Annotated in this window: 23 protein-coding genes and 2 tRNA genes; 19 read left to right on the top strand and 6 right to left on the bottom strand. The window is 70.0% G+C overall.

Annotation, left to right across the window (positions count from 1 at the left end; genetic code table 11):
• Positions 1 to 8 precede the first annotated feature (8 nt).
• Genes RR49_RS12280 through RR49_RS12255 form a run of 6 tightly spaced genes read left to right on the top strand, consistent with a single transcriptional unit; the run spans position 9 to position 6,356 of the window.
• Complete coding sequence (locus RR49_RS12280; protein WP_045248386.1) at positions 9 to 554, top strand: ribose-5-phosphate isomerase; 546 nt, start codon at positions 9 to 11, stop codon at positions 552 to 554.
• A 7-nt stretch (positions 555 to 561) separates the two neighbouring features.
• Positions 562 to 1,545, top strand: a complete 984-nt coding sequence (locus RR49_RS12275; RefSeq protein WP_045248385.1) for an Fpg/Nei family DNA glycosylase — start codon at positions 562 to 564, stop codon at positions 1,543 to 1,545.
• A 10-nt stretch (positions 1,546 to 1,555) separates the two neighbouring features.
• Positions 1,556 to 2,191 carry an FMN-binding negative transcriptional regulator gene (locus RR49_RS12270; protein WP_045248384.1) on the top strand — a complete coding sequence of 212 codons (636 nt, stop codon included), beginning with the start codon at positions 1,556 to 1,558 and terminating at the stop codon, positions 2,189 to 2,191.
• Positions 2,188 to 3,678, top strand: a complete 1,491-nt coding sequence (locus tag RR49_RS12265) for an amidohydrolase (protein ID WP_048808849.1) — start codon at positions 2,188 to 2,190, stop codon at positions 3,676 to 3,678. Before RR49_RS12270 ends, RR49_RS12265 begins: the two co-directional genes overlap by 4 nt.
• 53 nt (positions 3,679 to 3,731) lie before the next feature.
• Positions 3,732 to 5,810, top strand: coding sequence for an acyltransferase family protein (locus tag RR49_RS12260; protein WP_048808848.1), 2,079 nt, complete (start codon positions 3,732 to 3,734; stop codon positions 5,808 to 5,810).
• Between the two features lie 9 nt (positions 5,811 to 5,819).
• On the top strand, positions 5,820 to 6,356 hold the full coding sequence (locus RR49_RS12255; protein WP_045248383.1) for a gamma carbonic anhydrase family protein: 537 nt from the start codon (positions 5,820 to 5,822) through the stop codon (positions 6,354 to 6,356).
• A 30-nt stretch (positions 6,357 to 6,386) separates the two neighbouring features.
• Here the strand turns inward: RR49_RS12255 and RR49_RS12250 are convergent.
• A tRNA-Gly gene (locus tag RR49_RS12250) sits at positions 6,387 to 6,460 on the bottom strand.
• 120 nt (positions 6,461 to 6,580) lie between these two features.
• Between RR49_RS12250 and RR49_RS12245 the strand changes: the two genes are divergently transcribed.
• The 7 genes from RR49_RS12245 to RR49_RS12215 all read left to right on the top strand — a co-directional run bounded on the left by RR49_RS12245 (position 6,581) and on the right by RR49_RS12215 (position 12,079).
• Positions 6,581 to 6,654, top strand: a tRNA-Pro gene (locus RR49_RS12245).
• A 67-nt stretch (positions 6,655 to 6,721) separates the two neighbouring features.
• The gene (tig, locus tag RR49_RS12240; RefSeq protein WP_045248382.1) at positions 6,722 to 8,128 is read left to right on the top strand and encodes a trigger factor; all 1,407 of its coding nucleotides are present in this window, start codon (positions 6,722 to 6,724) and stop codon (positions 8,126 to 8,128) included.
• Positions 8,129 to 8,193: 65 nt separating this feature from the next.
• Positions 8,194 to 8,688 (top strand): tetratricopeptide repeat protein, encoded by a 495-nt coding sequence (locus RR49_RS12235; protein ID WP_045248547.1) that lies wholly within the window; start codon positions 8,194 to 8,196, stop codon positions 8,686 to 8,688.
• A gap of 79 nt (positions 8,689 to 8,767) precedes the next feature.
• Positions 8,768 to 9,352 (top strand): ATP-dependent Clp protease proteolytic subunit, encoded by a 585-nt coding sequence (locus RR49_RS12230; protein ID WP_045248381.1) that lies wholly within the window; start codon positions 8,768 to 8,770, stop codon positions 9,350 to 9,352.
• A gap of 30 nt (positions 9,353 to 9,382) precedes the next feature.
• Positions 9,383 to 10,048: an ATP-dependent Clp protease proteolytic subunit gene (locus RR49_RS12225; protein WP_045248380.1), complete on the top strand. Its 666-nt coding sequence runs from the start codon at positions 9,383 to 9,385 to the stop codon at positions 10,046 to 10,048.
• 152 nt (positions 10,049 to 10,200) lie between these two features.
• Positions 10,201 to 11,469, top strand: coding sequence for an ATP-dependent Clp protease ATP-binding subunit ClpX (clpX, locus tag RR49_RS12220; RefSeq protein ID WP_045248379.1), 1,269 nt, complete (start codon positions 10,201 to 10,203; stop codon positions 11,467 to 11,469).
• A 43-nt stretch (positions 11,470 to 11,512) separates the two neighbouring features.
• The gene (locus RR49_RS12215) at positions 11,513 to 12,079 is read left to right on the top strand and encodes a dihydrofolate reductase family protein (protein WP_045248378.1); all 567 of its coding nucleotides are present in this window, start codon (positions 11,513 to 11,515) and stop codon (positions 12,077 to 12,079) included.
• Here RR49_RS12215 and RR49_RS12210 read toward each other — a convergent pair.
• Positions 12,069 to 14,123: a M3 family metallopeptidase gene (locus tag RR49_RS12210; protein WP_045248377.1), complete on the bottom strand. Its 2,055-nt coding sequence runs from the start codon at positions 14,121 to 14,123 to the stop codon at positions 12,069 to 12,071. The genes RR49_RS12215 and RR49_RS12210 overlap by 11 nt on opposite strands.
• Before the next feature lie 32 nt (positions 14,124 to 14,155).
• Entirely contained in the window at positions 14,156 to 14,830 is a 675-nt protein-coding gene (locus tag RR49_RS12205; protein WP_045248376.1) for an SDR family NAD(P)-dependent oxidoreductase, read from the bottom strand.
• A 108-nt stretch (positions 14,831 to 14,938) separates the two neighbouring features.
• Between RR49_RS12205 and RR49_RS12200 the strand changes: the two genes are divergently transcribed.
• The 3 genes from RR49_RS12200 to RR49_RS12190 are packed head-to-tail and all read left to right on the top strand — an operon-like array spanning position 14,939 to position 17,029.
• Positions 14,939 to 15,538: a winged helix-turn-helix domain-containing protein gene (locus RR49_RS12200; RefSeq protein ID WP_045248375.1), complete on the top strand. Its 600-nt coding sequence runs from the start codon at positions 14,939 to 14,941 to the stop codon at positions 15,536 to 15,538.
• 1 nt (position 15,539) lies between these two features.
• A complete protein-coding gene (locus RR49_RS12195) occupies positions 15,540 to 15,758 on the top strand; it encodes a hypothetical protein (protein ID WP_045248374.1) in 219 nt (72 codons plus the stop codon).
• Positions 15,755 to 17,029 carry an MFS transporter gene (locus RR49_RS12190; protein WP_045248373.1) on the top strand — a complete coding sequence of 425 codons (1,275 nt, stop codon included), beginning with the start codon at positions 15,755 to 15,757 and terminating at the stop codon, positions 17,027 to 17,029. Before RR49_RS12195 ends, RR49_RS12190 begins: the two co-directional genes overlap by 4 nt.
• Here the strand turns inward: RR49_RS12190 and RR49_RS12185 are convergent.
• From RR49_RS12185 to RR49_RS12175, 3 genes are all read right to left on the bottom strand, one after another.
• The gene (locus RR49_RS12185) at positions 17,002 to 17,250 is read right to left on the bottom strand and encodes a hypothetical protein (RefSeq protein WP_045248372.1); all 249 of its coding nucleotides are present in this window, start codon (positions 17,248 to 17,250) and stop codon (positions 17,002 to 17,004) included. The two genes, RR49_RS12190 and RR49_RS12185, sit on opposite strands and share 28 nt — an antisense overlap.
• A complete protein-coding gene (gene valS / locus RR49_RS12180; protein WP_045248371.1) occupies positions 17,250 to 19,823 on the bottom strand; it encodes a valine--tRNA ligase in 2,574 nt (857 codons plus the stop codon). The genes RR49_RS12185 and valS overlap by 1 nt, the downstream gene beginning before the upstream one ends.
• Positions 19,824 to 19,927: 104 nt before the next feature.
• On the bottom strand, positions 19,928 to 20,329 hold the full coding sequence (locus RR49_RS12175; protein ID WP_052672052.1) for a cupin domain-containing protein: 402 nt from the start codon (positions 20,327 to 20,329) through the stop codon (positions 19,928 to 19,930).
• Positions 20,330 to 20,575: 246 nt separating this feature from the next.
• Here RR49_RS12175 and ileS point away from each other — a divergent pair, with 246 nt between their 5' ends.
• The 3 genes from ileS to RR49_RS12160 are packed head-to-tail and all read left to right on the top strand — an operon-like array spanning position 20,576 to position 25,682.
• A complete protein-coding gene (ileS, locus tag RR49_RS12170) occupies positions 20,576 to 23,941 on the top strand; it encodes an isoleucine--tRNA ligase (protein ID WP_045248370.1) in 3,366 nt (1,121 codons plus the stop codon).
• A complete protein-coding gene (locus RR49_RS12165; RefSeq protein WP_045248369.1) occupies positions 23,938 to 25,296 on the top strand; it encodes a bifunctional folylpolyglutamate synthase/dihydrofolate synthase in 1,359 nt (452 codons plus the stop codon). The genes ileS and RR49_RS12165 overlap by 4 nt, the downstream gene beginning before the upstream one ends.
• Entirely contained in the window at positions 25,284 to 25,682 is a 399-nt protein-coding gene (locus RR49_RS12160; RefSeq protein WP_045248368.1) for a DUF4233 domain-containing protein, read from the top strand. Before RR49_RS12165 ends, RR49_RS12160 begins: the two co-directional genes overlap by 13 nt.
• Positions 25,683 to 25,686 lie beyond the last annotated feature (4 nt).

The following is a 25,686-nucleotide window of genomic DNA, read 5'->3' as shown; positions in this document are numbered from 1 at the left end:
TCGTCCTCATGCGCATCCACATCGCGACCGACCACGCCGGCCTCGACTTCTCCGTCCAGCTTCAGCAGCACCTCCGCGACGCCGGCCACGACGTCGTCGACCACGGACCGATCAGCTACGACCCGGTCGACGACTACCCGGCGTTCTGCATCCGTGCGGCACAGGCGGTCGTGCGTGACCAGGCGGCGGGCGTCGACACGCTCGGCATCGTGTTCGGCGGGTCCGGCAACGGCGAGCAGATCGCTGCGAACAAGGTCGCCGGCATCCGTGCCGCCCTCGTGTGGAACACCGCGACCGCCGAGCTCGCGCGCGAGCACAACGATGCGAACGTGATCTCGATCGGTGCACGTCAGCACACCTACGACGAGGTCGTCTCGCTCATCGACACGTTCATCGCGACGCCGTTCTCGGGCGAGGAGCGCCACGTGCGCCGCATCGCGCAGATCGCCGACTTCGAGCGCGACGGGTCGCTGCTGCCCGATCCCCGCGCGGGCCAGGGCGTCGCCGACGTCGTCGCCGACGCGTCGAGCTCGTTCGACCCGGAAGCGGGCTGATCGGCCGATGCCCGAAGGACACTCCGTCCATCGCATCGCCCGGCAGTTCGCGGTGAACGTGGTCGGCCGGCGGGTGGCGGCATCCAGCCCCCAGGGCCGTTTCGCCGAAGGCGCCGCGCTGCTCGACGGACGGTTCGCGACCCGTGTGCGGGCCGTCGGGAAGCAGATGTTCCTCGAGTTCGACGACGCGGTATGGCTGCGGGTGCATCTGGGCATGTACGGCGCGTGGGACTTCGCGGGTCAGATCAGCGTCGACGCGACGATCGCCTCAGCGAACGGACGCATGGGTCAGACGAACCAGCGGGGCACCGACGAGCAGATCCTGGATGCCGCGGGCGAGAACTCCCTCACGTCGATCGGAGCGCCGCGGCGCAGCCGGGTGCGGATGTCCGAGCAGACCACGGGCCTGGCGGGGGAGGACGAATGGCCGCCGCCGGTGGTCGGGCAGGTGCGCCTGCGGCTGCTGACCGACGTCACCTGCGCCGATCTGCGTGGTCCGACGGCCTGCGAGGTGCTCTCCGCCGACGAGGTCGCGCAGGTGATCGCGAAGCTGGGACCGGACCCGCTCGTCGACGACGTGCACGAGGGCGAGGAGCGCTTCGTCGCGGCCGTGCGCCGCAAGCCGACGCCCATCGGTCTGCTGCTCATGGACCAGTCCATCGTCAGCGGCATCGGCAACGTGTATCGGGCCGAGCTGCTCTTCCGTGCCCGCCTCGACCCGCACACCCCCGGTCGCGACGTGCCCGAGGAGACGGTGCGCGAGATCTGGCGCGACTGGGTGCGGCTGCTGCGGGTGGGGGTCGAGACCGGCCAGATGATGACCATGGACGACCTCGATCCCGAGGCCTACCGGCTGGCGCTCGCGAACCGCGACGACCGGCACTGGGTGTACCACCGCACCGGGCTCCCGTGCCGGCGCTGCGGAACCTCGGTGGTGCTGGAGGAGATGGGCGCGCGCAAGCTGTACTGGTGTCCGGGCTGTCAGACGTAGGAGGACCGTGATGCGTCAGAATCCGAGTTTCGCGATGACGGATGTCGCCGAGCTTCGCCGTGTGATCGAGGCGAACCCGTGGGCGACCCTCGTCTCCCACACGCCCGACGGCCTCATCGCCTCCCATTACGCGGTTCTGCTCGACCCTGAGCGGGACGACCTCACGATCGTGGGGCATGTCGGCAAGCCCGACGATGCGATCCACGGCCTCGGCGACAGCGAGCTGCTCGTGGTCTTCCAGGGGCCGCACGGCTACATCTCGCCGGGCTGGTACGACGGCTCGCCCGCGGTTCCGACGTGGAACTTCACCGCCGTGCACCTCGCCGGCGTGCCCGAGATCCTGTCGGGTGAGGAGAACCTGCGGGTGCTCGACGGTCTCGTGCAGCGGTTCGAGGCCCCGCTGCCCGATCCGAAGCTCATGTGGGCGCCGCCGAACGATCCGGAGTTCGTGCGGCGGCTCGAGCGCGGCACGGTCGGCTTCCGCCTCACCCCGACGCGGGTGGTCGCCAAGCGCAAGCTGAGCCAGAACCGCCCGGTCGAGACCGTCGAGCACGTGATCGCCGAACTCGAGGGTGCGGGGCCGTACGCGAACCCCGCACTCGCGGCGGAGATGCGCCGGGCGAACGCGGCCCGGGTGCGTCCGTGACGGCGGTCGGCGCGACGGTCGGCACGATCCGGGGCGTGTGGATCGCGGGCCCGGGGGCCGAGCTGCTGCCGTTCACCGGCGCCGCCGACGTGCTGATCGAGGGCGGACTGATCGCCGACATCGCCCCGGCGGGCGTGCTCGCCCCGCGCGGCGAGACGATCGACGCCGACGGCGCCTGGCTCGTGCCGGGGCTGTGGGATCACCACGTGCACGTCGTGCAGTGGGCTCTCGCCGCCGAGCGCGTCGACCTCGAAGGCACCGCGTCCGCGGCGGAGGCGGCCGCGCGCATGGGCGCCTCGGCGCCGCTTCCCGATGGCGCGCGGGTGGGGTCCGGCTTCCGTGACGCGTTCTGGGCCGATCGGCCGACCCTCGCCCTGATCGATGCGGTGACCGGCGACATCCCGACGTACCTCATCAACGCCGACGTGCACAGCGTGTGGCTGAACTCCGCGGCGCTGCGGCAAGAGGGCTTCACGGCCGACGACGGGATGCTGCGCGAGGAGCCGGCGTTCGAGATCTCGCGCCGCCTCAACGCGGCCGGGGCCGCACGTGCCGACGCGCTCGTGCTGCGGGCAGCCCAGGCGGCGGCGCGGCGCGGCGTGGTCGGCTGGGTCGACCTCGACATGGCGTGGAACGCCGAGGCGTGGGAGCGCCGTACGCGGGCGGGCTTCGACGTGCTGCGCACGGAGTTCGGCGTCTACCCGCCGCAGCTCGACCGGGCGATCGCCGAGGGGCTCGCGACCGGAGACGCAGTGGATGCCGCTGGTCTCGCCCGCGTCGGATCCCTCAAGGTCATCACCGACGGCTCTCTCGGCACCCGCACCGCGGCCTGCTCGCATCCGTACCCCGGCGGCGACGACCGGGGACTCCTCACCGTCGAACCGGCCCAGCTGCAGGGCTGGATGTCGCGCGCGGCGGGAGCGGGTCTCGCGTGCGCGATCCACGCGATCGGCGACCGTGCGAACAGCCACGCCCTCGACGCGTTCGCGGCGACGGGCGCGTGGGGGTCGATCGAGCACGCCCAGCTCGTCGCCCACGCCGACATCCCGCGCTTCGCGCGGCTGGGGGTGACGGCGAGTGTGCAGCCGGTGCACGCGCTCGACGACCGCGACCTCACAGATGCGCTCTGGGCCGGCCAGACCGCCCAGCCCTACCCGCTGCAGGCGCTGGTAGCGGCCGGCGCCAACGTCACCTTCGGGTCGGATGCCCCGGTCTCGCCCCTCGACCCGTGGGCGGCGATCTCCGCCGCGGTGTTCCGGACCCGCGGCGACCGCGAGCCGTGGGAGGCGCCCGAGCGGGTGTCCGCAGAGGTCGCTCTTGCGGCATCCACGCATCGGGGCAGTGCGGACCCCGATGTCATCGCCCCCGGCGCCGTGGCCGATCTGGCGCTCGTCGCGTCGGATCCGCTCGCTGCGGGCGAGCGGGAGCTGCGCGAGATGCCGGTGGTCGCGACACTGCTCGGCGGGCGGCTCACCCACCTCGCCTGAGCGCGCGGGCGGTTCGCATCGGCGTTCGCGGTCCGACCGGCTACGGTCGAGGGGTGCAGGATCGCTCGTCACGCTTCATCCCCCACGTGCAGGGCCTCCGGGCGATCGCGGTGGCGCTGGTGGTGCTCTACCACTTCTGGCCCGCGCGCATCACCGGCGGGTACATCGGCGTCGACGTCTTCTTCGTGATCTCGGGGTTCCTGATCACCGGGCACCTCATGCGCGAGCTCGAGCAGACCGGCCGCGTGAAGCTCCGTGAGTTCTGGGCGCGGCGTGCGCGACGGCTCCTGCCGGCGGCTCTGCTCGTGCTGCTGTTCTGCGCGATCGTGGTGTCATCGCCCTACCTGACGCCCATCTCGTCGATCCAGCGCGAGGTGAAGGAGATCGTGGCCTCGACGTTCTACGTCGAGAACTGGTACCTCGCGGCGACCTCCGCGGACTACCTCAACCACACGAGCGACCCGACGACCGTGCAGCACTACTGGTCGCTGTCGCTCGAGGAGCAGTTCTACGTGCTGTGGCCGCTGCTCATCCTCCTCGCGGCGTGGATCGGCGTGAAGCTCCTCCGTGGCCGCACGCGCCGCGCACTCGTGCGCACCCGCCGCTCGGTGGTGTTGATGGTCGTGCTCGTCACGATCGCCTCGTTGATCTTTGGCATCGTTCTCACCCTCGCCGACCCGGCCCCGGCCTACTTCGTGACGTTCGGACGCATGTGGGAATTCGGGCTCGGTGCCCTCATCGCGCTCGTCCCCGCGCTGCAGGTACGTCAACCGGTCGTGAGCTTCGTGCTCGGCTGGGGCGGGGTGATCGCGCTCGGGTGGGCGGCGTTCCGCTTCGACGGCCAGACGCTGTTCCCCGGCTACGCCGCGCTCGTGCCGGCTCTCGGCGCGGCGGCGATCATCGCGGCATCCAACACTCGACGGTGGTGGTACCCGACGCGCATTCTCGGCGTCCGTCCGATGCGGTTCGTCGGAGACATCTCGTACTCGCTCTACCTCTGGCACTGGCCGCTCATCATCATCGCCCCGTCGGTTCCGTTCTGGGGGCTGTCCATCTACCACCGCCTCGCATTGCTGGCGATCTGCGTGATCCTCGCCTGGCTCACCAAGCGCTTCGTCGAGGACCCGGCGCGCCGGTGGAAGGTGCTGACGGTGCGTCGGGGCGCGTTCTCGCTGTGGACATCCCTCGCCGCCATGGTCGTCGTCGGCGCGGTCGCCGTCGGCGGGTGGGCCATCAACGCCCCCGCCTACAACCAGGGCGTCGCCGCTCTCGCCCAGCTGCGCGACAATCCGCCGTCGTGCTTCGGGGCGCAGTCGGTGCTGGATGCCTCGTGCTCCCCGACGGCGAACCTGGGCACGATCCTGCCGGCCCCGGGTTTCGCGGGCGCCGATGCGCCGTCGGATGCCTCGTGCTTCCTCGAGCTGACCGACTCGGTGCCGGTAGTGTGCAACTTCGGATCGACCGACCCGTCGGCGCCGCGGATCGCACTCGTCGGCGACAGTCACGCGTACCAGTTGCTGCCGACGTTCCAGAAGATCGCCGCGGAGAAGGGGTGGCATCTCGTCACCTACCTCAAGGGCGCCTGCCCGTGGAGCACGACCCCGCTGTCGACCCCGGGAGCGTTCGGCGACGCGTGCACGACGTGGCGCGAGGCGGTGACGAAGGATCTCGCATCGTCCTCGTTCGCAGTCGTCTACACGGCATCACTCGCGTCGACCCCGTACGCGAAGGGCAGCTACCCATCGGTGCACGCGGCCGCGGTCGCCGGCTACCAGCAGGCGTGGCAGAGCCTCACGTCCCGTGGCATCCCGGTCATCACCGCCGTCGACAACCCGGCGTGGGAGACCGACCCGAACAAGTGCCTGCGCACACGCGCCGAGAGCGCCTGCACGGGGGCGCGCTCCGACCTGCTGGATCCGAACGATCCGGTGCGGGACGCGGCATCCGGTCAGAACCTTGTCACCCTGCTCGACTTCACCGATGTGTACTGCACCGCGACGACCTGCTCGCCGGTGATCGGCGGGGCGAACGTCTACCGCGACCAGGACCATCTGACGGTCACGTGGGTCGACACCCTGCAGCCCGAATACGAGGCGGCACTCGAGAAGGCGATCGCGGCGAAGTCCTCGTAGAGTCGCGGCATGAGCATTGCCGCCGACGCCGCCGTCCTCGCGCTCCCGGAGCGCGCCCCTCACCTTGCAGAGACGGCGTTCGTCGCCTCAGGCGCACGGATCGTCGGGGCGGTGACTCTCGGTGACCGGGCCAGCGTCTGGTACAACGCGGTGCTGCGCGCGGACAGCGCCCCGATCACCGTCGGGGATCGCAGCAACCTGCAGGACAACGTGTCGGTGCACGTCGACGCGGGCTCCCCGGTCGTCATCGGTGAGGACGTCTCGGTCGGCCACAACGCCGTCGTGCACGGCTGCACGATCGAGAACGGCAGTCTCATCGGCATGGGCGCCGTCGTGCTGTCGGGAGCGGTGATCGGTGCCGGATCGCTCGTCGCCGGGGGAGCGCTGGTGCTCGGCGGAACGATCGTGCCACCCGGTTCGCTCGTCGCCGGCGTGCCGGCGAAGGTGCGACGCGAGCTCAGCGACGAGGAGAAGGTCGGGCTGCTGCGCAACGCCGCCGTCTACCTCGAGCACTCCCGCACGCACGCCGAAGCGACGCCGATCTGAGGCGGAGAGAACGGCCGGTCAGGCCACTGATGGAGGGGGTGACGGGAATCGAACCCGCGCAATCAGTTTGGAAGACTGAGACTCTACCATTGAGCTACACCCCCGCAGCGGCCGGAGCCGCAGCATCCACGAGTCTATACATGGATGCCACGGCCGCCGCGAATCGACAGGGTGTCGGCTAGACTTCCAGGGGCCTTCGGCGCACCTCCGCGTGCGCACCCGCCCGGGGCGTAGCTCAGCTTGGTAGAGCGCCCGCTTTGGGAGCGGGAAGTCGCAGGTTCAAATCCTGTCGCCCCGACACGTCGGCCCATCCCACGAGACTTCGGTCAGCGCGCCACGCGCACATCAGAGGAGAAATGTAAGGCATGGTCACCAGCACCGTCGAGCAGCTCACGCCCACTCGCGTGAAGCTCCACATCACGGTTTCGCCCGACGAGCTCAAGCCGTCGATCGCGCACGCGTACGAGCACATCGCGCAGGACGTGCAGATCCCCGGTTTCCGCAAGGGCAAGGTCCCGGCCCCGATCATCGACCAGCGCATCGGTCGCGGCGCCGTGCTCGAGCACGCCGTCAACGAGGGTATCGACGGCTTCTACCGTGAGGCCGTCAGCGCCCACGACGTGAAGGTCATCGGCCGTCCGAGCGCCGACATCGTCGAGCTCCCCGAGATCGCCGACTTCTCCGGCGACCTGAAGGTCGAGGTCGAGGTCGACGTGCGTCCCGACGTCGAGATCCCCGCCTACGAGGGCATCACCATCACTGTTGATGCCGTCGCCACCGACGAGTCGGCGATCGACGAGGAGCTGGACCGGCTGCGTTCGCGCTTCGGCACGCTCGTCACCGTCGAGCGTCCCGCCAAGACCGGCGACTTCGTCGAGCTCGACCTGATCGCCACGATCGACGGCGCGAAGATCGACGAGGCCAAGGGCGTCTCCTACGAGGTCGGCTCGGGCGAGCTGCTCGAGGGCATCGACGAGGCGATCGAGTCGCTCACCGCCGGTGAGGACACCACGTTCCGCTCGAAGCTCGTCGGCGGCGACCACGCCGGCGAGGAGGCCGAGGTCTCCGTCTCCGTCACCGCGGTCAAGGAGCGCGAGCTTCCCGAGGCCGACGACGACTTCGCGCAGATCGCGAGCGAGTTCGACACGATCGCCGAGCTGCGCGAGTCGCTGAAGGACCGTGTCGACCAGCAGTCGACCTTCTCGCAGGGCGCCGCCGCGCGCGACAAGCTCGTCGAGACGCTGCTCGAGCAGGTCGAGATCCCGGTGCCGCCCCAGCTCATCGAGGAGGAGGTGCACAACCACCTCGAGGGCGAAGGCCGTCTCGAGGACGACGTGCACCGCGCCGAGGTGACCGAGTCGAGCGAGCGCCAGTTCCGCACCCAGGTGCTGCTCGACAAGCTGGTCGAGCAGCAGGAGGTGCAGGTCTCGCAGGACGAGCTGACCCAGTACATCGTGCAGTCGGCCGCCCAGTACGGCATGGCCCCGCAGGACTTCATCGAGGCACTCCAGCAGGGTGGCCAGCTGCCGCTGATGATCGGTGAGGTCGCCCGCAACAAGGCTCTCGCCGTGGCTCTCGGCCGCGTCAACGTGGTCGACACCGACGGCAAGCCCGTCGATCTGTCGGGCTTCGTCGCCGTCGCCGATGAGGTCGCCGCCGAGGAGGACGTCGTCGCCGAGGCCGAGGAGATCGCCGACGCCGCCGCCGAGGTCGAGGAGGCTCCCAAGAAGAAGCCTGCCCGCAAGCCCGCGGCCAAGAAGACCGCCGAGTAAGCAGACACGATCGAGAGGGGCGGATGCCGCGGCATCCGCCCCTCTCGCGTACCCGGAGCATGCGCATGACAGACGACGACTGGCAGGCCCGCGTGGATGCGGTGTGGGACGACGCGACCCTGTCGGAGACCGACGTCATCGCGGCGATCGACGCCCTCGCGTCCGAGCGAGGGGCGGATGACCCCGTCGCACTGTTCGAGCGTGCCGGGGCGCGGGACTCCGCCGGGCTCGAAGAGGAGGCGGAGCCGCTCTACCGCGCCGCCCTCGCCGGCGGCCTCGATGAGGAGCGCCGCACGCGCGCAACGATCCAGTACGCGAGCACGATCCGCAACCTCGGTCGCGTCGACGAGGCGCTCGCCCTGCTCGAGGCCGAATACGCGCGCAGCGCGGGGACGCCTCTCCACGATGCCGCCGCGGCGTTCTATGCGCTCGCGCTCGCGTCCGCGGGACGGGAGCGGGCCGCGGCATCCATCGCCCTCCAGGCCCTCGCGCCGCACCTGCCGCGGTACACCCGGTCGGTCACCGGATACGCCCGCGAACTGGCCGATCCCACGCCCTGATCTGCCGACGGCGAACACGGGCGGGGCGCCGAAACGCCGCCGGTAGTGTCGTTCTCACGCAACCGAAACAGGAGCACTCATGGCTGAACCCCTTGTCGCACAAAGCGTCTTCGACAGGCTGTTGAAGGACCGCATCATCTGGCTCGGCTCAGAGGTGCGCGACGAGAACGCCAACGAAATCTGCGCCAAGATCCTGCTGCTCGCGGCCGAGGACTCGCAGAAGGACATCTACCTCTACATCAACTCTCCCGGCGGCTCGATCACGGCCGGCATGGCGATCTACGACACGATGCAGTTCGTGCCGAACGACATCGTCACCGTCGGCATCGGCATGGCCGCGTCGATGGGTCAGCTGCTGCTCACCGCCGGCACCAAGGGCAAGCGCTACATCACCCCGAACGCCCGTGTGCTGCTCCACCAGCCGCACGGCGGCTTCGGCGGCACCGCGAGCGACATCCAGACGCAGGCGCAGCTCATCCTCGACATGAAGAAGCGCCTCGCCGAGATCACCGCCAGCCAGACCGGCAAGACCGTCGAGCAGGTCAACGCCGACGGTGACCGCGACCGCTGGTTCACCGCGCAGGAGGCGCTGGAATACGGGTTCGTCGACCACATCCGCGAATCGGCGACCGACGTCGTCGGCGGCGGCGGCACCGAGAACTGACCACCGGCACACACTTTCAGGAGCAGTCGAATGAACACCCCCATGCATGGCGTGCCGCAGGGCTTCCCGATGCCGTCGAGCCGCTACATCCTTCCCCAGTTCGAAGAGCGCACAGCCTACGGCTTCAAGCGCCAGGACCCCTACAACAAGCTGTTCGAAGACCGCGTGATCTTCCTCGGCGTGCAGGTCGACGACGCGTCGGCCGATGACGTCATGGCCCAGCTCCTCGTGCTCGAGAGCCAGGACCCCGACCGCGACATCATCATGTACATCAACTCGCCCGGCGGCTCGTTCACGGCCATGACCGCGATCTACGACACCATGCAGTACGTGTCGCCGCAGATCCAGACGGTCGTGCTCGGCCAGGCCGCGTCCGCGGCGTCGGTGCTGCTCGCGGCCGGCACGCCCGGCAAGCGTCTCGCCCTGCCGAACGCCCGCATCCTGATGCACCAGCCCGCCGTCGGCGAGTCGGGGCACGGCCAGGCGTCCGACATCGAGATCCAGGCGGCCGAGATCCTGCGCATGCGCACCTGGCTCGAGGAGACCATGGCGCGCCACACCAACCGCACGATCGAAGAGGTGCACAAGGACATCGACCGCGACAAGATCCTCTCCGCGCAGGAGGCGCTCGAGTACGGACTGGTCGACCAGGTGCTCACGACCCGCAAGCGCGTGCCGGCTGCACTCACGAGCTGAGCGGATGCCGCGAACGCCCCGTACCTCCCCGGTGCGGGGCGTTCGTGCTCACAGCGGCGGCGCGCCGCGAACCGGGGGACAATACGCGACGATGTCGGCCTGCTCGGTTAGGCTCGAATCGCATCGTCGCGAGGCCGAACAGGAGGGGCACCATGGCACGCATCGGAGAGAGTTCCGACCTCTTCAAGTGCTCGTTCTGCGGGAAGAGCCAGAAGCAGGTGCAGCAGCTGATCGCCGGCCCCGGCGTCTACATCTGCGACGAGTGCGTCGAGCTCTGCAACGAGATCATCGAAGAGCGCATGGCCGAGCAGGGCTCGGGCGAGGTGGCCGAGTTCGACCTGCCGAAGCCCCGGGAGATCTTCGCGTTCCTCGAGGAGTACGTCGTCGGACAGGAGACCGCCAAACGCGCCCTGTCGGTCGCCGTCTACAACCATTACAAGCGCGTGCGCGCCCAGCAGTCGATCCTCCCCGCCGAGCAGAAGGCCGACGAGGTCGACATCGCGAAGAGCAACATCCTCATGCTCGGTCCGACGGGCTGCGGCAAGACCTATCTGGCGCAGACGCTCGCGAAGCGCCTGAACGTGCCGTTCGCCGTCGCCGATGCCACCGCGCTCACCGAGGCGGGCTACGTCGGCGAAGACGTCGAGAACATCCTCCTCAAGCTGCTGCAGGCCGCCGACTTCGACACGAAGCGCGCCGAGACCGGCATCATCTACATCGACGAGGTCGACAAGATCGCCCGCAAGGCCGAGAACCCGTCGATCACCCGCGATGTCTCGGGTGAGGGTGTGCAGCAGGCGCTGCTGAAGATCCTCGAGGGCACGGTCGCCTCGGTTCCGCCGCAGGGCGGGCGCAAGCATCCGCACCAGGAGTTCATCCAGATCGACACGACGAACGTGCTGTTCATCGTGGCGGGCGCGTTCGCGGGGCTCGAAGACATCATCTCCTCGCGCATCGGCAAGCACGGTGTGGGCTTCGGCGCCCCGCTGCAGCGTAAGGACGAGGCGCCCGACTACTTCAGCGAGGTGCTTCCCGAAGACCTCCACAAGTTCGGGCTCATCCCGGAGTTCATCGGCCGTCTTCCCGTGGTCGCCTCGGTGTCCCCGCTCGACCGCGACGCGCTCATTGAGATCCTCACCGAGCCGAAGAACGCACTCGTGAAGCAGTACCAGCGGATGTTCGCGCTCGACGACGTCGAGCTCGGATTCGAGCGCGACGCGCTCGAGGCGATCGCCGAGCTGGCCGTCTCGCGAAAGACGGGCGCCCGCGGACTTCGCGCGATCCTCGAGGACGTGCTCGGCCCGATCATGTTCGAGATCCCGTCGTCCGACGACGTGGCGAAGGTGATCGTCACCCGTGCGGCCGTCGAAGAGGGCGCGGCCCCCACGGTCGTGCTGCGGCAGAAGCGCAAGACAGCCTGAGCGCAGGACGGTGGGGCGGGACATCCACCCGTAGGCTGACCGCATGCGTCAGCTCATCGTCACCTCGTTCGTGTCCGTCGACGGCGTCGTCGAGGCCCCCGGCGGCGAAGCGGGCTACCGCAACGCCGGCTGGACCTTCTCGTCGGTGGCGTTCGACCCCGCTGCATACGAGCTCAAGGGCCGCGAGCAGGAGGAGGCCGGAGCGATGCTCCTCGGCCGTCGAAGCTACGAGGCGTTCGCTCCGGTCTGGCCGACGATGACACAGGAGTTCGCCGGGTACAACGCCATGCCGCGCTACGTCGTCTCGACGACCCTCGCTGACGGCGACGACCGATGGCCGGCCACGGTGCTGCGCTCGCTCGACGACGTCGCTGCGCTCAAGCAGGGGGACGGCGCCCCCATCATCGTGCACGGCAGCGCGACCCTCGTTGCCTCGCTCGAAGACGCCGACCTTGTCGACCGCTACCACCTGCTCGTGTTCCCGGTGCTGCTGGGTGCGGGCCTGCGACTCTTCAGCGGCTCTGACCGCGACCTCACCAAGCTCGCCCTGGTCGAGCACGAGGCCTACGGCAACGGCATCCAGAAGCAGGTCTTCGACGTCATCCGGTGAGTCCGCGCCGCGCGAGCAGCGGCGCCACCTCGGCGTCGCGCCCGCGGAAGTCGCGGTACGCCTCGAGCGGATCCTTCGAGCCGCCGACGCCGAGCAGCCTGCTGCGGAACCGGTCGCCGTTCTCCCTCGTGAGTCCGCCGTTCTCGGTGAACCACTCGACCGTGTCGGCGTCGAGCACCTCGCTCCAGATGTAGGAGTAGTAGCCGGCGCTGTAGCCGCCGGAGAACACGTGGGCGAAGTAGGTCGAGGAGTAGCGCGTCGGCACCAGCGGGTTGTCGAGACCGATCTCGGCGAGGGCAGCCCGTTCGAATGCGGCCACGTCGGTGACCGCTGCGGCCTCCGCGGCTGACAGCGAGTGCCAGGCTTGGTCCAGCCAGGCGGCCGCGAGGTATTCGCTGGTGGCGAAGCCCTCGTTGAACGCCTGCGACCCCGTGAGGCGTGAGACGACATCGGCAGGCAGCGGCTCTCCCGTCTCGTGATGACGCGCGTAGCGTGCGAGCACCTCGGGCCAGTAGATCCACATCTCATTGACCTGGCTCGGGAACTCGACGAAGTCACGATAGACGGCCGTGCCCGCGAACGACGGATAGGTGACGCGCGCGAGGAGGCCATGCAGAGCGTGCCCGAACTCGTGGAAGAGCGTCGTGACCTCGTCGAGCGTCAGCAGCGTCGGCCCGTCGGCCGGCTTCACGACGTTGAGGTTGTTGACCACGACCGGTCCGGTGCCGCGCAGCGCTGACTCGGTGACGATCGAGTTCATCCACGCGCCGCCGCGCTTGGTGTCGCGCGTGTAGAGATCGAAGAGGAACAGGCCGAACGGTGAGCCGTCGGCATCCGACACCTCGAACACCCGCACGTCGGGGTGGTAGCCCGCGAGATCGGTACGTTCGGCGAAGCCCAGACCGTAGAGAGCGGATGCCGCGGCGAACACGCCCTCGGTGAGTACCCGCTCCGCCTCGAACCACGGCCGCAGTGCGGCGGTGTCGAGGTCGAGCGTCGCGGCCCGCACCTTCTCGGTGTAGTACGCCCAGTCGTGGGCCTCGATCTCGAACGGAGCCGCCTCGGTCTCGTTCACGATCTGCTGCAGCGCGTCGGCCTCGGCACGGGCGTTGCGCGCGGCCGGAGCGGCGAGGCGGAACAGCATCTCCCGCACCGCCTCCGGGGAACCGGCGGTCTGGTCGGACGTCACGTAGGCCGCGTGCGACGGGTAGCCGAGCAGCTCGGCACGCTGCGCGCGCAGCCGCACGATCTCGAGGAGCACGTCGCGGTTGTCGTGCTCGCCGCCACGGATACCGCGCGACCGGGAGGCGGCCAGCAGACGCTCGCGGGTGCGGCGGGAGGTGAGCCGTGACAGGTACGGATGACCGGTGAACAGCGTCAGCGACACCAGATATCCATCGAGCCCGCGGTCGGCGGCGGCCCGGGCGGCGGCGGCGAGGTCACTGTCGGCGAGACCGGCGAGGTCTGCGGCATCCGTCACGTGCAGGGCGAGCTCGTTGGTGTCGGCCAGCAGATGGCGCTCGAACGTGGTCGTCAAGACCGACAGGCGGGCGTTGAGATCGCGGAGGGTCTGCTTGGCGTCGTCGTCGAGCCCCGCGCCGGCGTGCGACATCACCGTGTAGCGCCGTTCGACGAGGTAGCGCTGCTCCGGGGTGAGGTCGAGGTCGTCGCGGGCCTCGTAGAGTGCGGCTACCCGTGCGAAGAGCGCGGGATCGAGGGTGATCGCGTCGGAGTGCGCCGAGTTCAGCGGGGCGACGGTCTCCTCGATCTCCTGGATCTCCGGCGTGCCGTCGGCGGAGCTCACCGTGTAGAACGTGCGCGAGACGCGGCCGAGCAGGTCGCCGCTGCGCTCGAGGGCCTCGAGCGTGTTCTCGAAGGTCGGCGGCTCGGGGTTCGCGGTGATGGCGGCGACCTCGGCGCGCTGCTGCGCGAATCCCGCGTCGAATGCCGGCAGGTAGTCCGCGACGGCGATCGCGGCGTCGTCCGGCAGCTCGTACGGCAGCACGGAACGATCGAGAAGGGGATGGCGGGACGTCGTGCTCATCCCGCCAGCCTACGCCGCGGCATCGCGTCGATTCAGAGGGTCGACACGCCGCGGAACGTGTGTCCGGCGGCGATCGACGCGCCCGAGACGGCGGCCGCGGGTTCCGAGGAGAGGTAGGCGACGAGGGCGGCGATCTGCTCCGGAGTCGAGGGCCCGGGACCGACCGCGGGCACCGGGTGGTCGTCGTCGAACACGTTGCCGGGGTTGACGACGTTGACGGTGATGCCGGTGCCGGCCATGCTGTCGGCGAGGGCCTTCGCCGCGAGGATCAGGGCGGCGTTGCGCACCGAGGCGACCACGCTCGTGGAGGCGCGGGCGAGCTGCCCGGCGATGCCGATGATGCGGCCGGACCCGCGGGCGCGCATGTGGGGGAGTACCGCGTTCGCGAGTCGCAGGAAGACGAGCGATTTGGCATCGACCGCGGCCGCGACGGCCGCGGGGGAGAACGCGTCCGCCGGGTCGAGGGTCTGCGCCGCGGGCGCGGCGGTGACCACCAGGATGTCGATGCGCCCGTGCCGGGCGATCACCTCGTCGACGCCGGCGACGACGGATGCCTCATCCTGGCCGTCGATCGTGACATCGCCACCCGATCGGCCGGCGGTGACGACCACGGCGCCCTCCGCGGCGAGGGTCGTGGCGATGTGACGCCCGAGGTAGCCGGTGCCGCCGACGACGAGGGCCACGCGGTCGGTGATGCCGAGATCCATTCCTCGATCGTACGTCGCGTGGTGTGCCGAGCGCGCTGCCCGAGTGTCCGGATGCGTAGTTGCAAAGAGACATTTGCAAAGTAGTACGTGCAAAGGTATCTTTGCGATATGACGAACGAGATCCCGCTCCCGACGACCCGCGAACAGCGGGTGCTCGACGGCGGCGCACTTCGGGCCCTCGCTCACCCGTTGCGGGTCGAGATCTACGATCTGATCTCGCAATACGGCCCGCAGACGGCGAGCACCCTCGCGGCGATGACGGGGGAGTCCTCCGGCGCCACCAGCTATCACCTGCGCGCACTCGCGAAGCATGACCTCATTCGAGAGGTCGAAGGTCAGGGAACCGCGCGCGAGCGCTGGTGGGAACGGCCTCGCGGCGGCGTGCAGATCGGCAGCCCCGAGGCGGTGAAGACCCCCGCGGGCCGCGCGGCGACACAGGTCGTGCTGACGGAGTTCCTCAACCGGCGTCACCAGCAGCTCATGGACTATGTGGGGGCGAGCCTGCGCGAGAACGGCGTGTGGGACGACAGCGCGATGATCACGACGGCGACCATCCACCTCACGGCGGTGCAGGCGGCCGACGTGGTCGCCCAGCTCCAGGCCGTCATCGACGGCGCCGTCGACCGATACAAGGACCAGCGCGGCGAGGGCGTCGTGCCCGTGACGGTGCACGCCGATGTGTTCGCCCTCCCCGAGAAGGGACGATGAGATGACCCTCCTGACGGCTCCCCCCGAAGCCCGCACCACCACCCGCTCCGCCGATGAGCGGCTGCTGCGGGTGCTCGCCCGCCTGCTCGAACGAGCCGCCGACGACATCCACCGCCGCCGCGCCTGCGCCGATGAGCGGGCGGCGCGTCTCGACGCCTACGTCGCACAGCGCAGCACCGGCACCGCAGCGCGTCAGCTCGGACTGCTGCCGCGGTCATGACCACCACAGCGATCAGGCCGGCGGCACCGCCGCTCGGCCGCCCGTTCCGCACGCTCTGGACAGCCACCGCCTTCAGCAACATCGCCGACGGCGTCGGTCGCACCGCGGTGCCGCTCATCGCCACCACCCTGACATCCGACCCGTTCGTCATCGCGATCCTCGGCGCTCTCGCGTTCGTGCCGTGGCTCGTGTTCGGCATTCCTGCCGGCGTCATCGTCGACCGCTTCGATCGGCGGCGCATCATGGCCGTCGCCAACACGCTACGGCTCGGTGCCGCGGTGTGGCTCGGGGCCCTCGTGGCATCCGGCGCGATCTCGGTGTGGACGCTGCTGATCGGCACCCTTGCGTTCGGCATCGGCGAGACCCTGTTCGAGAACGCCGTCAACGCCGCCGTTCCTGCGATCGTCCCTCGCGAGCGGTTCGACAGCGCCAACGGCTGGCTACAGGCATCCCAGGTGACGATCGACAACTTCATCGCCACGCCCATCGGAGGTCTGCTGTTCGGCCTGTCCATCGCCCTGCCGCTCTGGGTGGGCGCGATCGGCTATCTGGTTCCGATCGCCCTGGCCCTGTTGCTGCCGTCGCTGGCCGTCTCGCGCCAGGTCGACGAGCAGACGGATGCCGCGGCATCCATGTCCGTTCACGGCGCGCGCCCCGCGCTGCGCTACCTCTGGCAGCACCACTACCTGCGCGCGGTCGTGCTGTTCACGTCGCTCGTGGGAGCGCTCCTGAGCTTCGCCCAGGCGCCCACGATCCTCTACTTCCTCGAGGTGCAGCACGTCACGCCCGCCGCGATCGGCTTCGTCACGGCGGGGATCGGGCTCGGCGCTCTCGTGGGGTCGTTCGTCGCGGCGCCTCTGGTGCGTCTCCTCGGCCGCGGCCCGGTGCTGCTTTTCGCGAATGTCGTCGTCGCGGTGTCCCTCGTCGCGGTGGGTCTCGCTCCCGACGTCGTCACCGCGATCGCGTCCTACGCGGTCATGGCGTTCGCGGTGTCGGTGTGGAACGTGCCGTGGGGAGCGCTGCGGCAGCACCTCATCCCCGCGCACCTGTTCGGTCGCGCGCTCGGCATCGTCCGCACCGTCACATGGGGCGTCTTCCCGGTGGCGACGCTGCTCGGCGGGCTCGTGGCGCGATCCGACCTCCGGCTGCCGTTCACGATCGCGGGCGCCCTCACGCTTATCGTCGCCCTCAGCGCCTCACGGCTGCTCGTGCGGGGAACACCGCGCGCCTACGCGGCGGCGGATCAGGCGAACTCGTCGTCGGCGTCGTGACGCACCACGGGTGAGCCCGCGGCATCCACCGTCACGATCACTCCCGTGTCGAGTTCGGCGATCGGCCGACGCTCGAGCCAGGTGAGTGTCCATCGCGGACGCGGCTGACCGAGGGGGTCGGCGGGCAGCGCTCTCTCCACCGAGGCGATCGCGTCGTGCAGCACGGCGGGCACGGCCGACGGGGGCGTGTCGCCCGCCGTCCACCGCGTGCCGAGCTGCATCAGGCGTCCGCCGTCTCGAGCTCGATCGACTCGACTGTCAGCGCGTCGCCCTCGACGTAGTCGATCTCGGCGATGCGGCCGACGGCGCGGAGGTCCCCCTCGGCGGATCGCAGGAGCGCGATCTGTGCGGGGGTCGCCGCGATGACGAGACGGGTGACCGGCGTCTTCTGCGAGGCCTTGGCCTCGGTCTTCGCGCGGCGCACGCCGATGAGGGCGTCACCGACGGTCGTGAGCACGCGGGGGTCGCCCTCGAGCCCCAGCGGGGCGGGCCACGCGGCGTGATGCACAGACCCCTCCTCAAACCACGACCAGGTCTCCTCCGCCGCGAACGACAGCACCGGCGCGAGCAGTCGCACGAGCGTCGACAGCGCCAGGCGCAGGGCGAGCGCAGCGGACGCCTGACCCACGTCGGTCTGGTCGTAGGCGCGCTCCTTGACGAGCTCGAGGTAGTCGTCGCAGAACGTCCAGAAGAACGACTCGGTCAGCTCGAGCGCCCGGGCGTGGTCGTAGCCCTCGAACGCGCGCGTCGCCTCGGCGACGACCGTGTCGAGGGTCGCGAGCATGCTGCGATCGAGGTCGTGCGTCACCGCGGCGCCCTCCGGCACCGGGAAGGTCAGCACGAACTTCGCCGCGTTGAGCAGCTTGATCGCGAGGCGACGGCCGATCTTCACCTGCGTCGGGTTCTGCGGGTCGAACGCGGCATCGGTGCCGAGGCGGCTCGAGGCGGCCCAGTAGCGCACGGCGTCGGAGCCGTGGGCGTCGAGGATGTCCGCGGGCGTGACGACGTTGCCCTTCGACTTCGACATCTTCTTGCGGTCGGGGTCGACGATGAAGCCGGAGATCGCGGCATCCGACCAGGGCGCCCGGCCGTCCTGCAAGACGCTCCGCAGCATCGTCGAGAAGAGCCAGGTGCGGATGATGTCCTGACCCTGCGGGCGCAGATCGAACGGGGCGACGAGGCCCCAGAGCTCCTCGTCGCGCTCCCAGCCGCCGGCGAGCTGCGGGGTGAGGGACGACGTCGCCCAGGTGTCGAAGATGTCCTGCTCGCCGTCGAAGCCGCCCGGCACGCCGCGCTGCGAGGGCTCGTAGCCCGCGGGCACGTCGATCGTCGGATCGACGGGCAGCTGACCGAGGTCGGGGGTGATCACGCGCGCGTAGTCGCGATCGCCGTTCTCATCGAGGCCGTACCAGACCGGAATCGGCACCCCGAAGAACCGCTGGCGCGAGACGAGCCAGTCGCCGGTGAGGCCGCCGACCCAGTTCTCGTAGCGCACGCGCATGAAATCGGGATGCCACGTCATGCCGCGTCCCCGCTCGATGAGCGCGTCGCGCAGGTCGGCGTTCTTCGCGCCGTTGCGCAGGTACCACTGCCGGGTCGAGACGATCTCGAGGGGGCGGTCGCCCTTCTCGAAGAACTTCACCGGGTGGGTGATCGGCTTCGGGTCGCCGATGATCTCACCCGATTCCTGCAGCAGCTCGACGATGCGCTTCTTCGCGCTGAACACGGTCTTGCCGGCGAGCTCCGCGAAAGCGGCCTGCGCGGCATCCGTCGACAGCGCCTCGGGGGCGTCGGCGACGATGCGGCCGTCCTTGCCTATGATCGTGCGGTTCGGAAGGTTGAGTTCGCGCCACCAGATGATGTCGGTCACGTCGCCGAAGGTGCAGACCATCGCGATGCCCGAGCCTTTGTCGATCTGCGCGAGCGGGTGCGCGAGCACCGGAACCTCGACCCCGAACACGGGCGTGGTCACGGTGGTGCCGAAGAACGGCTGGTAGCGCTCGTCATCGGGGTGGGCGACGAGGGCGACGCAGGCGGCGAGAAGCTCGGGGCGGGTCGTCTCGATGTGGATGTCGCCGCCGCCGTCGGTGCGATGGAAGGCGAGGCGATGGTAGGCGCCAGGCTGCTCGCGGTCCTCGAGCTCGGCCTGCGCGATCGCCGAGCGGAAGTCGACGTCCCAGAGCGTCGGGGCGAGGTCCTGGTAGGCCTCGCCGCGGGAGTAGTTCTGCAGGAACGCGAGCTGGTTCGTGCGGATCGTCTCGTCGGAGATCGTGCGGTAGGTCTGACGCCAGTCCACGCTGAGACCCAGCTGCCGGAACAGCGACTCGAAGGTCTTCTCGTCCTCGACGGTCAGCCGCTCGCACAGCTCGATGAAGTTGCGTCGGCTGATCGGGATCTGGTCGGCCGCCTTGCTCGACTTGTTGTCGCCGCCCTCGAACGGGGGCGTGAAGTCGGGGTCATAGGGCAGCGTCGGATCGCAGCGCACGCCGTAGTAGTTCTGCACGCGGCGCTCGGTCGGCAGGCCGTTGTCGTCCCATCCGATCGGGTAGAACACAGTCTTGCCGCGCATCCGCTCGAACCGCACCTTGAGGTCGGTGTGGGTGTAGCTGAAGACGTGTCCGATGTGCAGGCTGCCCGAGGCGGTCGGCGGGGGAGTGTCGACGGAGTAGACGCCCGCGCGTCCCTTCGTCTTGGCCGCGTCACGGTCGAACAGGTAGGTGCCCGCGGTCTCCCACGCGGCATCCCACTTCGCTTCGAGGCCCTCGAGTGCGGGCTTGTCGGGAACTTCGGCCATGGGGGACTCCTCGAGCGATATATGCGGCACTGTGTGAGCGTGCCTGAGTGTGGACGACCCGATGAGTCTACCGAGGGGCGGATGCCGCGGCACCGCGCACGCGCTCAGCCGAGCGTGGGCTCCCACGGGCCGGCGACGCGCACGGCCTCGTCGTCGCCCGGCCAGGCGGGCGCGGTCGCGCCGAGGATGACGAGGCCGTCGCCGTCGCTCGCGAACTGGAACGCGGTGCCGACGGGGATCGCCACGGAGACGCCCGGCACGAGCGCCACGACATCGCTCTGCCCGTCGATCGAACGCCAGAGACGTCCGGATCCCGCCTGCACGAACCACACCTCTGACACCGTGCGATGCCGGTGCGCGATCGTCACCGCGTCGGCAGCGAGGATGAACTGCGCGGTGCTCACCTCGGGCACGCGCGCGAGCACCCGCACCGCCGAACCGTCGGGCGCGGTGGCCGCCGGCGCCGAGGCCGGGTCGACGGGCGCGGGGAGGGACGCGGCATCCATGCGGTCAGTATCGCGCGCGGGGCGCGACAGTCGCGGAGAGCGCCGGTAGACTTGTGCGACCAGCGCCGATCCGGCCATCACCGGGGAGCTCGCGGAAGAACGGCTTCGGCCCACTAGACCCGCGCGGGGCAGGCCCGTCACAGCCGCAGTGAAAGAGGACGGATGCCGCGGCATCCGTCAATGCGGGGTGGTACCGCGGCCTCAGGGTCGTCCCGGCAGGAGCACACGAATCCTGTGAGAGAGACGATGACCTACCCCCGCCCGTCCGCTTTCGGACCCGCCGCCGACGTCGCCCCGAGCCCCCGCTTTCCCGAGATCGAGAGCGAGGTGCTCGACTTCTGGGCGCACGACGACACCTTCCGCGCGTCGATCGCCCAGCGCGAGGGCGCCGAGGAGTGGGTGTTCTACGACGGACCCCCGTTCGCGAACGGCCTGCCCCACTACGGACACCTGCTGACCGGCTACGCGAAGGACCTCTTCCCGCGCTTCCAGACGATGCGCGGCAAGAAGGTCGATCGGGTGTTCGGCTGGGACACGCACGGCCTTCCCGCCGAGCTCGAGGCGATGAAGCAGCTCGGCATCACCGAGAAGGACGAGATCGAGCGCATGGGCATCGCGACCTTCAACGCGAAGGCCCGCGCCTCGGTGCTCGAGTACACGCACGAGTGGGAGGACTACGTCACCCGGCAGGCGCGCTGGGTCGACTTCGAGAACGGCTACAAGACGCTCGACGCGACCTTCATGGAGTCGGTGCTGTGGGCCTTCGCGACCCTCTACGAGAAGGGTCTCGCGTACGAGGGCTACCGCGTGCTGCCGTACTGCTGGCGGGACGAGACGCCGCTGTCGGCACACGAGCTTCGCATGGACGACGACGTCTACAAGATGCGCCAGGACCCCTCGGTGACCGTCACGTTCCCGCTCGTCGGCACCAAGGCCGAGGCGCTCGGGCTCACCGGTGTGCGCGTGCTCGCGTGGACGACCACCCCCTGGACCCTCCCCACGAACCTCGCCCTCGCCGTCGGCCCGGACATCACCTATGTCGTGGTGCCCGGCGGGCCGGCGGGCGCCGCCGACATCCCGACTGCCGACGACGCCTCCTCCGCGACGGCGCACCGCTATCTGCTCGCCGCCGACCTTCTGGGCGGCTATGCGAAGGACCTGGGTTACGAGAACGCGGATGCCGCGCGCGAGGCCGTCGAGCGCACCGTGCTCGGCCACGAGCTCGCCGACGTGCACTACGACCGCCTGTTCGACTACTACGCCGACGAGGCGTTCGGCACCGGGAACGCGTGGCGCATCCTCGCGGACGACTACGTGTCGACGAGCGACGGCACGGGCGTGGTGCACCAGGCTCCCGCGTACGGCGAGGACGACAAGCGCATCGGGGATGCCGCCGGCATCCCGACGATCGTGAGCCTCGACGACGGCGGCCGCTTCCTGCCGCAGGTGACGGATGTCGCGGGCGAACTCTGGATGGACGCGAACCGTCCGCTTATCCGCCTGCTGAAGCAGGAGGGTCGCCTGCTGCGCGAGGCGAGCTACGAGCACTCTTACCCGCACTGCTGGCGGTGCCGCAACCCTCTCATCTACAAGGCCGTGTCGAGCTGGTTCATCCGCGTCACCGACATCAAGGACGACCTGATCGCCGGCAACGAGCAGATCACGTGGGTGCCGGGCAACGTGAAGCACGGCCAGTTCGGCAAGTGGCTCGAGGGCGCGCGCGACTGGTCCGTCAGCCGCAACCGGTACTGGGGTTCGCCGATCCCGGTGTGGAAGAGCGACGACCCCGCCTATCCGCGCGTCGACGTCTACGGGTCGCTCGCGGACCTGGAGCGTGACTTCGGCACGCTCCCGCGTGACGCGGAGGGCCAGGTCGACCTGCACCGGCCGTACATCGACGAGCTCACCCGCCCGAACCCCGACGACCCGACCGGCCGCAGCACGATGCGCCGCATCGAGGACGTGTTCGACGTCTGGTTCGACTCCGGCTCGATGCCCTACGCGCAGGTGCACTACCCGTTCGAGAACCGCGAGTGGTTCGACGCGCACGCTCCCGCCGACTTCATCGTCGAGTACATCGGGCAGACGCGCGGCTGGTTCTACGTCATGCACGTGCTCTCCACCGCGCTGTTCGGACGCCCCGCGTTCACGGGCGTGTCGTGCCACGGCATCGTGCTCGGCAACGACGGCCTGAAGATGTCGAAGTCGCTGCGCAACTATCCGGACGTCTCCGAGGTGTTCGACCGCGACGGCTCCGACGCGATGCGCTGGTTCCTCATGTCGAGCTCGGTGCTGCGCGGCGGCAACCTCGTCGTGACCGAGGAGGGCATTCGCGCGGGTGTGCGCGAGTTCCTGCTGCCGCTGTGGAACGCGTGGTACTTCTTCGCGACCTACGCGAACGCCGCCGGCGGGCCCGGGGGCCAGGCCTACACGGCGACATGGCGCACCGACTCGACGAACGTGCTCGACCGGTACATCCTCGCCCTGACCGGCGACCTGGTGCGGGACGTGGCATCCGATCTCGAGGGTCTGGACTCGACCACCGCGGCCTCTCGCCTGCGCGAGTTCGCCGAGGCGCTGACGAACTGGTACATCCGACGCTCGCGCGACCGGTTCTGGACCGGGGGCGACGTCTCCGATCCGACCAGCACGGAGGCGTTCGACACGCTCTACACGGTGCTTGAGACGCTCACGCGCGTGGCGGCGCCCCTGCTGCCGCTCGTCGCCGAGCGGGTGTGGCAGGGCCTCACCGGCGGACGCAGCGTGCACCTGACCGACTGGCCCGACGCGTCCGCGTTCGCCGCGGCGGCCGACATCCGCACCGCGATGGACACCGTGCGCGAGGTCTCGAGCGTCGCCAACGCCCTGCGCAAGCGCGAGGGCAAGCGCGTGCGCCTGCCGCTCCCACGCCTGACCGTGGTGGTGACGGATGCCGCGGCCCTCGCCCAGTTCGAGAGGATCCTGCAGGACGAGCTCAACGTGAAGGTGATCGAGCTCGTCGAGCTCGCCGCCGACACCCCCGCCGCCTTCGGCATCTCTCACCGCCTGACGGTGAACGCCCGCGCGGCCGGGCCTCGACTCGGCAAACAGGTGCAGCAGGCGATCCAGGCCGCCAAGGCGGGCGACTGGTCGGTGTCCGACGGCGTCGTCACTGCGGGCGGACTCTCGCTCGTCGAGGGCGAGTACGAACTCGCCGTCGAGACGTCGGGTCGTCCGGAGGGTGAGGCGCTCGCGGTGCTCGCGAGCGGCGGATTCGTGTTGCTCGACACCGCCACGACACCCGCGCTCGAGGCCGAAGGTCTCGCGCGCGACGTGATCCGTGCCGTGCAGGACACGCGCAAGGCCGCCGGCTTCGACGTCAGCGACCGCATCTCGCTCTCGCTGCGCTTCGACGACGACACGGACGCCGCCGCCGTCGCGGCCGCCTTCGCTCTCGCGGGCGTGGCCGACGAGACGCTCGCTGTCAGCGCGACCGTGAACGGACACGTGCTCGTCGGGTCGACGTTCGACGCCGCCGGCCACGGTGAGCACACCGGCTCGTTCGAGGCGGGCGCCTTCGCGAACGCGGGCGCCTTCCGCGTCGAGGTCGCACGCGCGGGGGTGACCGAGTGACCGCCCGCGACACCGCTCGCGCCGATGCGGTCTACGCAGCACTGCTGCAGCGGCAGGGGGAGCAGTGGGTACAGCCGCGCATCGAGCGCACGCGCCGCGTGCTCGAGTACCTCGATGACCCGCAGCGTACGTACCGCGTGGTGCATGTGACCGGCACGAACGGGAAGACGTCGACGAGCCGTATCGCAGAGAGCCTGCTGCGTTCGCTCGGTCTGCGCACCGGCCTGTTCACCAGCCCCCATCTCGAGCGGTTCACCGAGCGCATCATGATCGACGGTGAGCCGATCGCCGACGCGCATGTGGCGGATGCGTGGGAGGAGATCGCGCCGTTCGTCGACCTCGTCGACGCCGAGCTGCAGGCCGCGGGCGATGCACGGCTGACGTTCTTCGAGCTGCTCACCGTGCTCGCGTTCGTGGCCTTCGCGGATGCACCCGTCGACGTGGCGGTGATCGAGGTCGGGATGGGCGGGTCGTGGGATTCGACCAACACCGCCGACGGCGACGTGGCGGTGATCGCGCCGGTCGGTCTCGACCACGCCGATCGGCTCGGGAGCACCGTCGAGGCGATCGCGGAGGTCAAGGCCGGCATCATCAAGCCCGGCGCGGCCGTCGTGTCGGCGGCGCAGACCCCGGGCGTCGCCGCCGTGCTCCGCGCCGCCGCCGAGCGTCACGGCGCGACGATCTCGTTCGCCGACGAGGAGTTCGCCGTAACGGCGGCGAGTCTGGCGGTCGGCGGCCAGGTCGTCACGGTGCGCGGACTCGCCGGCACCTACGCCGACGAGTACCTGCCGCTCTACGGCGCCCATCAGGCCGCGAACGCCGCACTCGCGATCGCGGCCGTCGAATCGCTCGTCGGCGGCGGCACGCAGCCGTTGACCGGTGACGTGGTCGCCGAGGGGCTCGCGCAGGCGACCTCGCCGGGGCGGCTGCAGCTGATCGGCACGCACCCGACCGTCGTCGTCGATGCCGCCCACAACCCGCACGGTGCGCACGCACTCGCGGCGGGGCTGGCGGCATCCTTCGACTTCGACGAATGGGGACTCGTGCTCGGCGTGCTCGGCGACAAGGACGCATCCGGCATCGTCGGAGAGCTCGTGGATGTCGCGACCCACGTCTTCGCGACCGCGCCCGATTCCGACCGCGCCCGTGACGCCGACGCCGTCGCTGATGTGGTCGAGGCCGCAGGCCTGCCGGTGTCGGTGCATCCGGACCTCGCCGACGCGGCGGAGGCCGCCCGGTCGTGGGCGGCGGCGGGGGAGCGGCGCGCGGTCGTCATCGCGGGCTCCGTCGTGCTCGCGGGGGAGGCGATCGCGCTCGCGCGCGATGAGGACTGGATGGCCGGGTGGGAGCAGTGAGCCCGCGCGAGCGCCGACGCCGTGGCGCCGAGGAGTCGCTGGGCGCCGTCATCCTCGGATTCGAGTCGATCGTCGTGTTCCTCGGCGGTCTCGCCGTCTACGGGCTCAAGGGACTCCCCGACGGCGTCGACCCCTGGTGGGGCATCGTCGGGGGTGTCGTGGTCGCCGTCATCATGGTGCTGACCACCCTCGTGCTGCGCTACCGATGGGGGATCTGGCTCGGATGGGCGTTGCAGGTGATCGTGTTCCTGAGCGGCTTCCTCGCGTTCGGCCTGTTCATCGTCGGGGCCATTTTCGGGGCGATGTGGGGATATGCGACGATCAAGGGGGCCCAGCTCGATCGCCGTAACGCGCGGCTCGTCGAGGGCGCCGAGAACGGAGACTGAGAAC

The organism is Microbacterium ginsengisoli (assembly GCF_000956535.1).
GTDB classification, from domain to species: Bacteria; Actinomycetota; Actinomycetes; order Actinomycetales; family Microbacteriaceae; genus Microbacterium; species Microbacterium ginsengisoli.
The sequence above is the reverse complement of the archived record's forward strand: the minus strand, read 5'-3'. Positions and strand labels throughout refer to the sequence as shown.

Bases quoted from the DNA above. Each gene is read 5' to 3' on its own strand.
- RR49_RS12235 (WP_045248547.1), top strand. From the start codon at position 8,194: ATGACAGACGACGACTGGCAGGCCCGCGTGGATGCGGTGTGGGACGAC.
- clpX (WP_045248379.1), top strand. From the start codon at position 10,201: ATGGCACGCATCGGAGAGAGTTCCGACCTCTTCAAGTGCTCGTTCTGC.
- RR49_RS12215 (WP_045248378.1), top strand. From the start codon at position 11,513: ATGCGTCAGCTCATCGTCACCTCGTTCGTGTCCGTCGACGGCGTCGTC.
- RR49_RS12275 (WP_045248385.1), top strand. From the start codon at position 562: ATGCCCGAAGGACACTCCGTCCATCGCATCGCCCGGCAGTTCGCGGTG.
- RR49_RS12225 (WP_045248380.1), top strand. From the start codon at position 9,383: ATGAACACCCCCATGCATGGCGTGCCGCAGGGCTTCCCGATGCCGTCG.
- RR49_RS12280 (WP_045248386.1), top strand. From the start codon at position 9: ATGCGCATCCACATCGCGACCGACCACGCCGGCCTCGACTTCTCCGTC.
- RR49_RS12230 (WP_045248381.1), top strand. From the start codon at position 8,768: ATGGCTGAACCCCTTGTCGCACAAAGCGTCTTCGACAGGCTGTTGAAG.
- RR49_RS12175 (WP_052672052.1), bottom strand. From the start codon at position 20,329: ATGGATGCCGCGTCCCTCCCCGCGCCCGTCGACCCGGCCTCGGCGCCG.
- RR49_RS12210 (WP_045248377.1), bottom strand. From the start codon at position 14,123: ATGAGCACGACGTCCCGCCATCCCCTTCTCGATCGTTCCGTGCTGCCG.
- RR49_RS12200 (WP_045248375.1), top strand. From the start codon at position 14,939: ATGACGAACGAGATCCCGCTCCCGACGACCCGCGAACAGCGGGTGCTC.
- RR49_RS12185 (WP_045248372.1), bottom strand. From the start codon at position 17,250: ATGCAGCTCGGCACGCGGTGGACGGCGGGCGACACGCCCCCGTCGGCC.
- RR49_RS12255 (WP_045248383.1), top strand. From the start codon at position 5,820: ATGAGCATTGCCGCCGACGCCGCCGTCCTCGCGCTCCCGGAGCGCGCC.
- RR49_RS12205 (WP_045248376.1), bottom strand. From the start codon at position 14,830: ATGGATCTCGGCATCACCGACCGCGTGGCCCTCGTCGTCGGCGGCACC.
- RR49_RS12190 (WP_045248373.1), top strand. From the start codon at position 15,755: ATGACCACCACAGCGATCAGGCCGGCGGCACCGCCGCTCGGCCGCCCG.
- RR49_RS12195 (WP_045248374.1), top strand. From the start codon at position 15,540: ATGACCCTCCTGACGGCTCCCCCCGAAGCCCGCACCACCACCCGCTCC.
- ileS (WP_045248370.1), top strand. From the start codon at position 20,576: ATGACCTACCCCCGCCCGTCCGCTTTCGGACCCGCCGCCGACGTCGCC.
- valS (WP_045248371.1), bottom strand. From the start codon at position 19,823: ATGGCCGAAGTTCCCGACAAGCCCGCACTCGAGGGCCTCGAAGCGAAG.
- RR49_RS12270 (WP_045248384.1), top strand. From the start codon at position 1,556: ATGCGTCAGAATCCGAGTTTCGCGATGACGGATGTCGCCGAGCTTCGC.
- tig (WP_045248382.1), top strand. From the start codon at position 6,722: ATGGTCACCAGCACCGTCGAGCAGCTCACGCCCACTCGCGTGAAGCTC.